At 54.0% G+C, this 13,231-nt stretch carries 11 protein-coding genes; 8 read left to right on the top strand and 3 right to left on the bottom strand.

The features are described from left to right. Positions 1-60: 60 nt before the first annotated feature. A complete protein-coding gene (locus tag SH302x_RS21315; RefSeq protein WP_479369300.1) occupies positions 61-2,841 on the top strand; it encodes a PAS domain-containing hybrid sensor histidine kinase/response regulator in 2,781 nt (926 codons plus the stop codon). A 188-nt stretch (positions 2,842-3,029) separates the two neighbouring features. Here the strand turns inward: SH302x_RS21315 and SH302x_RS21310 are convergent, their stop codons facing one another. Further along, a complete protein-coding gene (locus SH302x_RS21310) occupies positions 3,030-4,490 on the bottom strand; it encodes a sigma-54-dependent transcriptional regulator (RefSeq protein WP_479364705.1) in 1,461 nt (486 codons plus the stop codon). 312 nt (positions 4,491-4,802) lie between these two features. Between SH302x_RS21310 and SH302x_RS21305 the strand changes: the two genes are divergently transcribed. From SH302x_RS21305 to thiS, 6 genes are all read left to right on the top strand, one after another. Beyond that, on the top strand, positions 4,803-5,483 hold the full coding sequence (locus tag SH302x_RS21305; RefSeq protein ID WP_479364704.1) for a hypothetical protein: 681 nt from the start codon (positions 4,803-4,805) through the stop codon (positions 5,481-5,483). A 46-nt stretch (positions 5,484-5,529) separates the two neighbouring features. After that, the gene (locus tag SH302x_RS21300; protein WP_479364702.1) at positions 5,530-6,468 is read left to right on the top strand and encodes a hypothetical protein; all 939 of its coding nucleotides are present in this window, start codon (positions 5,530-5,532) and stop codon (positions 6,466-6,468) included. Between the two features lie 40 nt (positions 6,469-6,508). Beyond that, a complete protein-coding gene (locus SH302x_RS21295) occupies positions 6,509-7,498 on the top strand; it encodes an NAD-dependent epimerase/dehydratase family protein (protein ID WP_479364701.1) in 990 nt (329 codons plus the stop codon). A 174-nt stretch (positions 7,499-7,672) separates the two neighbouring features. Beyond that, a complete protein-coding gene (rplM, locus tag SH302x_RS21290) occupies positions 7,673-8,125 on the top strand; it encodes a 50S ribosomal protein L13 (RefSeq protein WP_479369299.1) in 453 nt (150 codons plus the stop codon). Positions 8,126-8,199: 74 nt separating this feature from the next. Further along, complete coding sequence (gene rpsI / locus SH302x_RS21285; RefSeq protein ID WP_479364699.1) at positions 8,200-8,613, top strand: 30S ribosomal protein S9; 414 nt, start codon at positions 8,200-8,202, stop codon at positions 8,611-8,613. Between the two features lie 15 nt (positions 8,614-8,628). Continuing rightward, a complete protein-coding gene (gene thiS, locus SH302x_RS21280) occupies positions 8,629-8,832 on the top strand; it encodes a sulfur carrier protein ThiS (protein ID WP_479364698.1) in 204 nt (67 codons plus the stop codon). A gap of 108 nt (positions 8,833-8,940) precedes the next feature. On the opposite strand, the gene SH302x_RS21275 is transcribed toward thiS, so the two are convergent. Then, positions 8,941-9,981 carry a sugar phosphate isomerase/epimerase family protein gene (locus SH302x_RS21275; protein ID WP_479364696.1) on the bottom strand — a complete coding sequence of 347 codons (1,041 nt, stop codon included), beginning with the start codon at positions 9,979-9,981 and terminating at the stop codon, positions 8,941-8,943. 262 nt (positions 9,982-10,243) lie between these two features. Between SH302x_RS21275 and SH302x_RS21270 the strand changes: the two genes are divergently transcribed. Beyond that, a complete protein-coding gene (locus tag SH302x_RS21270; RefSeq protein WP_479364694.1) occupies positions 10,244-11,755 on the top strand; it encodes a PDZ domain-containing protein in 1,512 nt (503 codons plus the stop codon). A gap of 53 nt (positions 11,756-11,808) precedes the next feature. Here SH302x_RS21270 and SH302x_RS21265 read toward each other — a convergent pair whose 3' ends face one another. Then, the gene (locus SH302x_RS21265) at positions 11,809-12,387 is read right to left on the bottom strand and encodes a DUF6580 family putative transport protein (RefSeq protein WP_479364693.1); all 579 of its coding nucleotides are present in this window, start codon (positions 12,385-12,387) and stop codon (positions 11,809-11,811) included. Between the last annotated feature and the right edge of the window lie 844 nt (positions 12,388-13,231).

Here is a 13,231-nt window from a genome sequence, read left to right as displayed (position 1 = left end):
GTGACGAGACTGAATCGTCCTTGGTGCGGCAACAGTCGGCATCTAAGCGAATCTCAGCAGATCGCGAAGCTCGGCAGTTGGGGCTGGGAACCTGACTCTGGAAAAGTTTGGTGGTCCGACACCATGTATGATTTATTCGGACTAAGCCATTCGGTTCAGCCCAGCTACGAAGCTTTTTTGAGCAGGGTACATCCAGAGGACCAGCACATCGCAACTACTCGCGTGGCAGCCATGCTTAGTGGTGATGAAATGTTTGCCGATGAACTGCGAATTATTCGACCCGACGGAGAACTGCGATGGATTTATAGCAGTGCGAAAGCAACACGCAACGCGAAGGGTAGAATTGTCCGGGTCGAAGGCACTGATCAAGACATCACCGAACGCAAGCCTTCTGAGGATTCGATTCTCGCTAGTGAAGAACGATACCGATTAGCCATCATGGCGACCAATGATATGATTTGGGATATCGATGTTTCGGAAGGTCGTGTGACTTGGAGCGAACGTTATGCGAAAGCTTTAGGGCGCCCCAATGACGGCGACGATTCATGGCGATGGTGGGTTGATCGAATCCATCCGAAGGATCAGGAACGCGTTTCTAAATCTCTACAAAATGTAATCGCCAGTACGAGTCTGCATTGGACCGAAGAATACCAATTCCGGCTGCCGGACGGCAGTTGGGCGGACATCCACGACCGAGCCTACATCTCTCGAGATGCGAGTGGAAAAGCCAGTCGCGTCGTCGGCGCGATGCAAGACGTGACCAGTCGAAAGCGAGCGGAAGCGGAGTTGCGTCACACGTCCTATTTGTGGAATGCCTTCTCCCAGGGGATTTCAGAAGCCATTTTTTGCAAGGACCGCGACGGGAAATACCTGCTCTTTAATGAGGCGGCTGCTCGCTTTGTCGGTAAATCCGTGCAGGAAGTTTTGGGCCAGGACGATACGGCGATTTTTCCTCCAGAGAGCGCTCGTCAAATTATGGCGCGAGACCAGAGCATCATGAAGAATTGCATGTTGGATACGGCGGAAGTAACATTGACCGTCAACGGAGTCACCCGAACGGTCCTAGCCACGAAGGGCCCCTATCTGGACGAACAGGGACAAGTTGCAGGGATCTTCGGAATCTCTCACGATATTACGGAACGCAAACAAGCCCAATTACAACTTCAGGCTCTGAACGAAAGATTGCACGAAGACCTGCAAGCAAGAATCGCAGCCGAAGAGAAATTGAGAGCAGCCTCTCGCAATCTGGATGTCTACCGAAAGATTATTGACGAACATGCGATTGTAAGCGAGACCGATGTCGACGGCCGGATTCTGTCTGTCAATGAGGCCTTCTGCAAAGTCAGCGAATATACCAGCAAAGAAATGATCGGCCAGGACCACCGCATCTTGAACTCGGGTCTGCATCCTCCCAGCATGTGGGAAAGCATGTACAAAACCATCTCCAACGGCGGGCTGTGGCACGGTGAAATCTGCAACCGTAGCAAATCAGGCAAGCTTTATTGGTTTGACACGACCATCGCCCCACTGTTTGATGACATCGGACGTATTCGCGGGTACTTTGCAATCAGTGCCGACATTACATCGCTGAAGATTGCGCAAGTGCAATCAGAGGCGGCCAACCGCAGCAAGAGCGAGTTCCTGGCGAACATGAGCCATGAGATTCGAACGCCCATGACGGCAATTCTCGGCTACGCTGATCTCCTTGCCGAATCGCATGCCAGCAACCTGACCAGCGAATCGGCGATGGAGTGCATTGATACGATCAAACCCAATGGCGAGCACTTATTAGCTATTATCAACGACATCCTTGATGTCTCGAAAATTGAAGCAAATAAGCTAACTCCAGAACATATCACCGTCTCGCCTGTGGAGCTTGTTCAAGACGTCGTTGAACTGGTGAAGGTAAAATCACTAGCCAAAGGTTTGCGGTTGAGTGTTCAAGTGGAAAGCAACGTCCCGGATACGATCCAAAACGATCCTATGCGGATTCGTCAGATTCTTGTAAACCTCTTGGGCAATGCGATTAAGTTTACAGAGGTGGGCAGTGTGACCATCAGCATTCGCCTAAGCGAAACGGATCCCTCCAAAATATGCTTCGATGTCATCGACACAGGCATCGGCATCTCCGATCAGCAACTTGCCACACTGTTCAACTCGTTCCAGCAAGCGGACTCGTCAATGACGCGGAAATACGGTGGAACAGGCCTCGGCCTGCGAATCAGCAAAAGACTGGCGGAAATTCTCGGCGGTGGTATCACCGTCGCATCGCAGTTGGGCGAGGGCAGCGTATTCACAGCAACCATTGCTATCGGCAAACCTGATCACTCGTCGCTGTGCGAGACGCCGCTGCGTCGCACGTCGAAAAAGTCGATTGTGAAAGCGTGTGTGTCCCCGACGGTTGGGGCTGTGAAAGCGCCTCAGTCTCTTTCCGGGGCTCGAATCTTGCTGGTGGAAGATGGTCCCGACAATCAAAGACTACTGGCATTTATCCTACGGAAGTTCGGTGCCAGCGTGACAGTCGTAGGCAATGGCGAACTAGCGGTTAAAGCGCTCACGGTGGACCAGACGATCAGCGGCAAACTTACGGTTCCATCCGATATTGATTTGATCCTGATGGACTTGCAGATGCCAAAAATGGATGGCTACGAAGCAACACGTATGCTGCGAAACAAAGGCTGTACGCTACCGATTATTGCGTTGACTGCCCACGCCATGGATACCGATAGTGAAAAGAGTGCTTTGGCAGGTTGTGATCGACACTTGACCAAGCCGATCGATAAAGAAAGCTTGATCAATACGTGTGTTGCTGCACTCGAAAAATCGCGTGAGGTTGTTTGACAGGGCAAGTCAGATATTCACATTGCGCATTTGCCGAAACGCGATAGCGTCGGTTCTCTCGGAATTCGGGGCTACTGCTCAACGGCTAATTTGCCTAAATTCAAAAACTGTTTTGCCCTGTTTTGTTTGAGAGTAACATTCGACGATTAGCAACTGCCGGAGCGGGCCGATCGCTTTAGAGATAAAGCCTAAGCCTTGACGGCGTACTTCTCTAGCAAGCGATACAACGAGCGACGATGGATGCCCAGCAGTCGAGCGGCTTCGGCTTTGTTGCCGTTAACACGAGCTAGCGTTTCTTCGACATGCAATCGATTCAACGTTTCTAGATCAGTCGGCTCGATGTCCAAGCTGGCTCGGCCTCGCGAGGAACTTAAGGCGCGTTGAGCGTTACTCAAATTGGTAATCTCGGGTGGCAGATTTTCAATTTCGATAATGGGTTCGCCTTGCGCCAGCAGCTTACCTCGCTCCAGTGCATTGGCCAACTGCCGGACGTTGCCTGGCCAGTCGTAGTTCCGCAACGTTTCCAAGACTCCAGGGCCAAAACGCCACGGGCTCTTGGCGAAACTTTTGGCCAATAGCTCAATGTCCCCGCGGCGCTGACGCAGCGGCGGAATCCAGATCTTCAACACATTGACGCGGTAATACAAATCCTCACGGAACCGACCCTCGCGGACTTCTTGCTCAAGGTCTCGATTGGTGGCCGCGATGAGACGCACCTTGACACGTCGCTCTTTCACACTGCCAACGCGACGAATCACTCCGTCTTCAATCACACGTAAAAGCTTTGCTTGCAGCGATGGAGCCAGCTCGCCAAACTCATCGATAAACAACGTTCCTCCATCAGCCACTTCAAACAAACCAGTTTTGTTTTGCGTAGCTCCGGTGAACGCACCGCGTTCGTGGCCGAACAGTTCGCTTTCCAAAAGAGGTTCAGGCAATGCAGCGCAGTTGATCACGACCATCGGGCGATCTGCTAAAGAGCTCTGCATATGGATTGCGCGAGCGACTAATTCTTTGCCTGTTCCGCTTTCGCCCTCGATCAATACAGGCTTATCGCTGCTAGCCACGCGGCCAATCAAGCGTTTGACTTCGAGTATCTCTTGCGACTCGCCCAAGATCTCTGATGTTGGTCGATTGCGCAGCAGCGCCTGCCGCAGTCGATCGTTCTCGCGATGCAATTGCGTCGATTCGGCAGCTCGCAGGATCAACGCTTCTAAATCGGCCAACCGTATCGGCTTGGTAACGTAGTCAGCCGCGCCGGCTTTCATCGATGCCACTGCCGTCGTTACCGTTGCGCCGCCGGTCAACATCACGACCCTCAGGTCTTCGCCTTTGTCTCGCAGACGTGTAAGTAATTCCACCCCGTCCATCTCCGGCATGTGGACATCGATCACCGCTGCGTCAAATTGTTTTTTTGCAACCGCTTCCAAAGCTTGTTTGCCAGAAGCGACGGCGGTTACCGAATGCCCGCGACGGCGGAAAAAATCAGCCGCAGATTCGCGGAAGTCTTCTTCATCGTCGACCAGCAGCACATCAACAATTTGAGATTGATGAGCGTCAGCGTTTTGCGGTTTAGCGTTTCCGTTGGAGAGGCTCATCGTGTTGAATTTAAAGACGCGGGCATGAAAAAGCAAAGGTTCGTCATCCATTATGACTGAAGCGAGGCGAACTATAAGCAATAGCTGGGCCAGTGCGCTATGAGTGCGTCGAACGATTTCCTTAAGTCTATTGAAAGCAAGGCCTTACGAATTGTTGGGGCGAACTTGGCTAGAGTTTTAGCAAAGAAGTAGGGCGATTCTGCACGCATCTGCGCGCTTTTCCGCACGCTCTCCGTCGGCACAGATGGGGCTGAAAATATTGGGCCGTCGACTACACTGGGCGTCAGCCTTGTTGCGCGGCACCGCCGGCGCCGACGGAACCGCCCCATTTTCCTTCTTTTCATCAGCCAAGCGATACGAGCCGTGCCATCTCCGAAAGCGAACATCCAGCCGCCGGCCTCCAGCGAATCGGAACATATTCCCGATCGATTTCGCACCTGGGGGATTGTGCTGCTACTAGTCCATTTGGTCGTCGTGGTGATTTGCCTCACGTCCTCGTTTCGATTGTCGGGCTTTGCAATCGACCTGCTGGGGTATATTTCGCCCTACGCGGTGACGGCCAATCTGCGAATGGACTTGCAACCTTTGGCGGTAACTAATCCGACGCAACTTGAAACGCCGGTCGCGGTGGAGTTTCGCGTGGGCGACTCTGGCCAGTGGGTTGATTGGGCGAGTGAATCGATTACCAACGCGGGATCGGGCTTGGCGAGGATGCGGCAGCAACGTTACTTGGGGCAAATCGCTGGTCTGATGGAAGTGGGCAGTGAGGATGGAGTCGCGATGGTAGTCTCCGCAATGCTGAACGATCTAGAGTCCAAGCGTCGTGGCAACCGATATGACCAGTTTCGGGTTTTGCAAAAGCCGGTCGTCCGTCGCGAAGAGTGGGAGTATGCCGAGCGATTCATCCGATCGGGGAATCTGCCTGAAGGCTTGCGTCCTGACATCCTTTTGGCCGCAAGCATAGTTCGTTTGCCTGATGGTACGATCGGCGTGCTGCCCAGCACCGAGTCCTTTCGAACCGTTCCCGTTGTTCCCGCTCCCTAGCTTTTGCAGCTTTCCACGCACGCTCTACAGATAGTCCGCTTTCAACATGTTGCAATCGATCACGCAGTACTCTCGCTGGATTACGAATCGGTCCAGTCGCTGGCTGGAAAGGCAGTTCTTCACGCCGATACTATCCGGAGCCGCTGGTGCTTGCCGTTTGTCGCTGGGATTGGCGGCCCTTTTATTTTTTAGCCTGTGGATCGGCGGCTTAGATGCTTGGATCAGCCCGCGCGGTCCGTTGCGAGCGGACGTGACTCGATTCCTGATTGGCGAGGGGCTGGAGGGCACGGGAGCGGCCTTTCGCCTGTCGCCGCTGTTTGTCTATGACGGGCAAGCAGTCCAGTACCTGCTGTTGCTTGGCGGCGCAATGGCCTCTTTGATGCTGATCACGGGCTTTGGAGGCCGACTGGTGCCGTTGGTGGTCTGGGGCTTGATGCTGTGCGTGTTGCATCGCATCAGCATGATTCAGTCGCTGGGGGAAATCTTGCTATGCTCGCTACTGCCCTATTTGGCGATCGACAACGGTTGGTTGACAGAGCCCAGGCGAGTTGGATTTGCCGACAACAAGCATCGCTGGACGGCAGGTCTAACGATTGCCATGATCCGCTGGCACTTGGTGATTTGGTTAAGCGTTTCGTTGGCTAGTCATTTATCTCAAGAGATGTGGTGGAATGGAACCGCGATATGGAAGATTGCTTTCAGCGGTCAAAGCAGCCTGCTGAGTCCTAGTTGGTTGGCCGGCAGCGCTTGGTTGCCAGCGCTTTTAGACAATGTTTGGTTGACGTTGCATTTGATTTTCATCCTGTGTTTAGTTGTGCGGACGCTTCGTCCGGTGGGCGTGCTGGTCGGCATACTTTTTTGGAGCGGCGTGTTTGTCTTGACCGGCGACATCCTTTACAGCTTGGTGGGCATCGCGGCGACAAGTTGCATTTTCTATGAAAGTAGCCTGCTGATGACCAAAGTGGACCATACGGCGCAGGGCTAGTAACCAATCGTTCAAGGCGGCAGGGCAAGGAGTCTGACTGTTGGCGAGCAAAGCACGAGCAAAGGTTTTAGTCACTGGCTATGGCGGCTTTTTGGGATCACACATTTGCCAGCAGTTGGTCCAGCGCGGGTTTTCCGTCCATGGTTTAGCTCGTAAGCCCTACCCGTCTTTACAGAAGCTGGGTGTCACGACGTTCCAGGGCGATGCGGCGAGCGACCACGACGTCCAGCGGGCAATGCAGGGTTGCGAGGCCGTGATTCATGTCGCTGCCATCGCCGGCGTGGGGGGGCGGGCTCGAGACTTCGAGCGAGCGAATGTGACCGCCACGCAAGTGGTCTTGGACCACGCGATTGACAAGCAGTTATCCGCATTTGTCTTTTGCAGTTCGCCCAGCGTGGTGTTTGCGGGAAAACCGCAATCAAATATTGACGAGTCCGAGCCGTATCCCAAAACATTCTTGGCCGACTATCCTCGTACGAAAGCGATAGCGGAACAAGCGGTTCTGGAGTCTAGTGGCCGCCTGCCAGTTTGTGCGTTGCGTCCGCACTTGATTTGGGGGGCTGGCGACAATCATTTGGTACCACGATTGGTCGATCGAGCTCGGAAGGGACGATTGCGAGTGGTCGGCGACGGAAAGAATATCATTGATACCGTCCATGTGGAGTACGCGGCCCGGGCACACATCGACGCGTTGGAAGTTTTGCTGGACCGGCCGGCAGCGATTAACGGGCGAGCTTTTTTTATTACCGACGACCAACCGGTGGGCTGCTGGGACTGGATTGCCCGCATCTTGGCTCAATTTCAACTGCCGCCACCCCAGAAGAGAATATCGGTTCAAGCCGCATATCGACTTGGGCATGCTTTGGAGTTGTCCTATCGGCTGCTGGGCCTGCGCGGCGAACCGCCGATGACGCGGTTTGTGGCCCTGCAAATGGGACTGGATCACTACTACAATATTTCGGCTGCCAAGGAATTATTGGGTTATCAGCCGATCGTAGATCGCCAATCGCGGGTCGGCGAGATCGGCTAAATCGAGTTTTGTCGCGTTTTGGTACAAAAATCGTTGCAATTCCTGGCCTGGATTCAATGTTTTCGACTTGCCAATGTCCAGGCGTGTTCGTAAACTCTTCCCTCCCACATGGCGACGTTCTCGCTATTTGTGCCTTCGTTCGTCATCTCCTTACAGCAGAACACACGCGGAAAAATGGTCGCGGTACAAAAAACTTACACTGCCAAACCCGGCGAAATTGAAAAAAACTGGTACGTCGTCGATGCAACCGATTGCATCCTTGGCCGTTTGGCTTCGGATATCGCAACCATCCTGATGGGCAAACACCGTCCAACCTACACCCCGCATGTGGATACCGGCGATTTCGTGGTTGTGACCAACGCGGAAAAGATCGTGATGACCGGTAACAAGTTGGCCGTCCGGCACTACACTTGGTACAACGGTTACACTCGTCAAAAGATGGAAAGCTACGCCGAACGCCTGGAACGCAAGCCTACGGACTTGGTAAAGATGGCTGTGAAGCGAATGTTGCCAAAGAACGCTCTGGGCCGTCACATGCTCGACAAACTGAAAGTTTACGCGGGCGACGAGCATCCTCATCAAGCTCAGCAACCGCAGGTCTTGGAGCTAGGCGAAAAGAAGAAATAATCAAGGCGAAGCAGTATTTGACGCTTCGCTCGGTAGCACTTACGAAAACATTGAATTCTCAATAAGACTAGATCATGGTTGTCGCAAAAAAAGATCGTATCAGTGGTGAGTCCCTAGGCACCGGCCGTCGCAAGAGCAGTGTGGCTCGAGTGCGCATCAAGCCAGGAACTGGCAAGATCACAGTGAACGGTCGTGCGTTCGAAGACTACTTCCGCGTCGATGCTGAGCGTCGCGCGGTATTGGAAACGCTAGACAACGTTGGCCAACGCGAATCGATCGACGTCAGCATTTTGGCATCCGGCGGCGGCACGATTGGTCAGGCCGGTGCGGCTCGTATGGGCATCGCACGTGCCTTGGTTGGAATGAACGAAGAGTTCTTCGGCTCGCTGCGTGATAACGGCTTCTTGACTCGCGATTCCCGTATGAAGGAACGCAAGAAGTACGGTCTTCGCGGTGCTCGCCGTGGTGTCCAGTTCTCCAAGCGTTAATCTGCTTCCTGTCGCATGTTCGACATTACTTACAATGGCGAGCCTAAAACGGTCGAAGCTGATTCGACCGTCGCTCAGCTTCTTACTACAAGCGGCGTAAACATTCAGTTTTGCGCCGTCGAGCTCAACGAGGAAATTGTGCCTCGCGGGAGTTTCGACTCGCAGGTTCTGCAGCCCGGTGACAAAATCGAAGTGGTCACCTTCGTCGGCGGCGGCTAGCGTTTTGTCAACTCTTAGTTTAAGTCTTGACGAAGCACTACTCATCGTTGACCTCACGCGCGCCTGCTGGCTCCGAAGTTACCGACCGCGGAAGGCTTCACGTGATGCTTATGCGTGTGGCACCAGCCATTGCGTCATGCGGCTGGCGGAATGCTCCAGGATAGTCGAGTAATCGAGATGCTCGACTTCTTCACCCAGGACCTCGATTTCGTACGGTCCGAGGTAATGATTGGCTTCGAAGGCCTGGACGATTTCAGCCAGAGGTAGCAGGCCGTCGCCTGGCACGCAACGATTCTGCTCTCCAAGCGGTGCGCATTTCGCGTCCGCGATTTGCACCAATTTGACGTGTGGAGCGATGGAAGGCAGCCAGTGGACCACATCCGAGCTTTGCCCCAGATGGTAGCAGTCAAACACAATCCCCACATTGCTGCAGCCCAACGAGCAGACCAAGTCCAGCGTCTCTGGCAGATCGTTCAGGAAGGTCCAATCCCCTCCGCAGCCTACATGCATAGGCTCAATGGCCAGTTGGACGTTCAGGGCTTGGGCGGCCTCGCTGACTTCCTTCAAGGCGTGCTTAAGGATGCGTTTCAGGTGGTTGCGAGTGTGGCAACGTCGGCCGCCAGTCAGCACCACAAGGCAGCCAGCTTTCAGGGCCGCCGCTTGCTCAATAGCGTCGAAGGCGTCGCATAATGATTCACTGTAGCTGCGGTCATCGCCACCGGTAAACCCACCCGCCCAATGCAAGGAGGAGACAGTCATGTCGCATTCTTGCAACAAATCGGCGGCTTTATGCAGCCCGAACTCGTTGAGTTTGTATCGCCACACACCTAGGCTTCGAAAGCCTTGCTGGCGATAGCGAAGTACATCTTCCTCGAAGCTCCAATGAAAGGTTGAGACTTCGTTAACCGCGAGACGCGACGTCCATGATCGCTGCATGGGTGAGTTTCCACTCGTATTTGGTTGAGCTGTAATTTTGGGGTCCAACATTGTTTCCATGTAGCCCAATACGCACCACTTTGAGCATGCTAATCCGATGCCATCATCCTGTGAAAGATGCAAAAATGCAGCGCTGCAGGCACTCAAGATAGATTTATAAAACCAATCCAATTGCAGTGCGGCATAATTGATCGTGGGTTGGGATGTTACCATCGATGTGCTGCTTTGACGAGAACCAAGACCCATTTTTTTTCCACGAAAAGTAGTTCGGCTTTTGCTTGCGTTCCGGTCCGATTTGTGACTGAGATTTCGCGTAAATTCGTGTAAAATCACCGGCTGTCTAGTTGACATTGGCTTCACGGTTTCGCTTCACGATTCCACTTCCTGGTCGTCATTTATTGTTCGGTGCATCTACTTGTTCTGCTTAAGTCCACGATTGTTGTTTGGTGTTCGCTGTTGTCTGATTGCTGGTTGGATGGCTGGCCGTTTGCTCGTTTCCGTCGCACTCACGCAAGATACGTTAACGCCCAGTATCGACTCGCCTGCGGGGCCCGCTGCGCGTTTGACGCAGGAGCATGAACAGATTGCGCAAGACCTTTTGAAAGAATTCGGACAAAGCGTTGTTTGCGTGGCATCGATATCCAAATCTCCGATGCGACCCGTTGCTCCAAGGGCTGCTGACGGTGCGAATGTGTCGGTCCGTGTTCCGGCCAGTGATCCTGGCTTTATTGCCGCTCGCTACGCGACAGGCATTGTCTGGACTAGCGATGGTTTGGTGCTTGTGCCCTATAGTGCTTTGGGTGATCCGCGAAGCCATGATTACTTGTTGTGGAGCAACGGTTACACGGCCAATGGTAGTTTGATTCCAGTGCAAGCCGCGGTGGTGGCAGGGGAGCCTTATACGAACCTTGCCGCACTGCGGATTGCTGATCCAAAGTTTTACGAGCGTTTGCGACCGTTGAATGATCAGCCTATCACGGAACCGAAGCTGGGCGAGATTTGTTTCCGCATTGCATGTCATGGCAGCTATCCGCAAGATGGAGCTGCAAGTATCGAATGGGGTTCTACGGTCAACACCCGCAGGTCTGTCATTGATTCACGATTACGCGTTGGCGAAGTTGAGAGTGGAAGCGAGCCCAGCAGTATTTATGCTCATGGAGGGCTCTTTCAAACGAGCCACGTTGACTATGTTGATTTCGCGGGAGCAGCCATCTTCAATGCAGATCGGCAACTGATTGGCATGTGTGTTGATCGGCTTGAGACGAACGTAGCGCACTTGAATGGAACGTATGCATTGCCAGTGGACCGCATATTTCACCGCATTGCGAACTCGCTGGTCAAAGGCAAGGTGCCCGAATTTGGTTTCTTGGGTATTCAGCCAGGACATGTCGCATCCCAAGTGCAACGTCGCAACTTACGTGGCGTGGCGGTGGAGAACGTCATCGACGGCATGCCGGGCTCGGTGGCTGGCCTGAAGGTAGGCGACGTCATAACGCATGTGGGGCCTCGAGATCTGGAGTCTCGCGATGCGATCTTCCGCGAGCTGGCGGCGTACTCGCCAGGGGATGAAGTACCGCTGACGGTCCGCAGGCCCCGCGGATTAGACATTCTGCATGTGGACACGACCGTGCGAATCAGCAAACGCTTTGTGATTACGCATCGACCACCTTACACGCAAGAGCCCACTTATCGCTGGCGGGGGGCCTTGGTGGACTACGCTACAGCTTTTCCGCCAGAGTTGCTGTTTCGGTACTACTCACGTTACTCCGACTTCAATCCACAGTCGATTGCCATCTTGGATGTTGAGCCTGGGAGCGGAGCGTGGAATGCGGGGCTGCGGATGGGGCAGCAGGTGCTGAGCGTGAACAAGATTGCGATTGCTTCGCCCTCGCAATTCGAGCGACTTGTGACCCAAGAGCCCGCTCCAATTTTGACCATTCGCGATCTCCAAGGTCGCACGCAGGCCATTAAGCTCGGTGTGCCCTGACGCGAGAAGTTCGCAGTGGTAACTGCGACCGTTTGACTGTTCCAAACCGTCGCTTATTCGCGGTTGGCCTTGGCCGTGACTGCGGCGGTGACAGGCTGAGCGGCGACCGATTCGCACCACCAGCGATAACCGGCAAAGGCGGCAACGCCAAAGATCAAGCTGCTGGAGAAAGTCCCACGTGCAAATGGGATGGCCGCCGAGAAACATTCCGCAAGCCCAGTCAACGATCTGGGGTAGCCCATGCGTGGGTCGAGGAACGCTCCGAAGTTGCTGAGCAAGAAAAAGGCGGCTGCACCCGCCAAGGAAGCTCCGGCGACAAGGAAAATGTTCTGGTTCTTGCGTAGAAGTGAGCCAACGCCAGTCATGGCCGTCAGACCGGCATAATTCAGCGCCATGGCCACCGCAGCATAAACGCCCAGTTGGTAGTCGTCGATCAATTGGCCTGCAATATCGCTCAGCAGCAACGCCACGACGGGCAAAGCCCAGGCCCAAACGCCACGTAGGAAGCAACCGCTGAAGAGAGCCAACGCGTAAAACACTCCGAAATTCTCGGGCAGGGGCGGATTCCAAAGCTTCAAGACGATCGCAGCAAGCGCTAAACCAAGGGCAAAAACAAGTGCGGAACGTTTCATGGAGTCAGCTTTACAATAACAAATTAAAGGGGAGGGCGGTGCGCATGGGACTGGCCAAATTCATGGCAAGTTCCGAAAGTATAGCGGGCTAACAAGCAGTGCGTAGTATTCAGCCCACATTCCAACGGATTACCACTCCGCAGCAGATGCTCGCCAAGCGGTCTTTTCGCAAAGCGTATTATGCGAAGCGAATGGGACCCCGCAAGGGCCAAAACTTGCGAAGTTGACACTCCCGAGGGCAACTGCTGCGGTTGCGTCGAATTATTATCGACCAGCCCCCGGCACAGACCCTGAGAATTGTCCTTTTTTGGCCAGTTCTTATCGAGAATGCTGCGATACGTTTGATAGTCGTCGATCGCTCCGCCGATCGAAACGGTCTTTATCGTATCGATCGCGGAGCGATCGGCGACACAGTTTACGGCCCAACCCCGATAGAGTCAGTCGCAAAAGGCGACTGATTCTATCGGGGGACGGATATCATCGGGTACGCTGTCAAGAACTCCAAAGCGGTGTCCGACGGGGCAAGCCCCAATCGGACAAGCGCGCAAGTCAGGATAGCCTTAGCGCTCCAATCCTATTTCGCGGTCAGGGCAAGAGAATGGGTGGCAAGAGAATGAGGCAGGAGAATGAGGGGCAGGAGAATGGTCATGGAATCTATTCTGCTGCCCTAAGAAATTCGGTCGCTCTTAGCGCACCAATCCCATTGCGAAGTCTGGGCACAAGGCCCAGTTTCGCATTCCGAACTCAGCAACGTTTGTTGTGTGAAGGCGAGTTCTGAGCGACCGTTGGGCTTGCCTCAACGTGTCGCAACAGGATTGGTGTGCTAAATTCATGGTGGCAACCG

This window comes from Njordella calcicola (assembly GCF_056494125.1).
The sequence above is the reverse complement of the archived record's forward strand: the minus strand, read 5'-3'. Positions and strand labels throughout refer to the sequence as shown.

Excerpts from the sequence above, each read along its gene's own strand:
- thiS (WP_479364698.1), top strand. The coding sequence starts at position 8,629 with ATGTTCGACATTACTTACAATGGCGAGCCTAAAACGGTCGAAGCTGAT.
- SH302x_RS21275 (WP_479364696.1), bottom strand. The coding sequence starts at position 9,981 with ATGGTAACATCCCAACCCACGATCAATTATGCCGCACTGCAATTGGAT.
- SH302x_RS21270 (WP_479364694.1), top strand. The coding sequence starts at position 10,244 with ATGGCTGGCCGTTTGCTCGTTTCCGTCGCACTCACGCAAGATACGTTA.
- SH302x_RS21265 (WP_479364693.1), bottom strand. The coding sequence starts at position 12,387 with ATGAAACGTTCCGCACTTGTTTTTGCCCTTGGTTTAGCGCTTGCTGCG.
- rpsI (WP_479364699.1), top strand. The coding sequence starts at position 8,200 with ATGGTTGTCGCAAAAAAAGATCGTATCAGTGGTGAGTCCCTAGGCACC.
- SH302x_RS21300 (WP_479364702.1), top strand. The coding sequence starts at position 5,530 with ATGTTGCAATCGATCACGCAGTACTCTCGCTGGATTACGAATCGGTCC.
- SH302x_RS21310 (WP_479364705.1), bottom strand. The coding sequence starts at position 4,490 with ATGGATGACGAACCTTTGCTTTTTCATGCCCGCGTCTTTAAATTCAAC.
- rplM (WP_479369299.1), top strand. The coding sequence starts at position 7,673 with ATGGTCGCGGTACAAAAAACTTACACTGCCAAACCCGGCGAAATTGAA.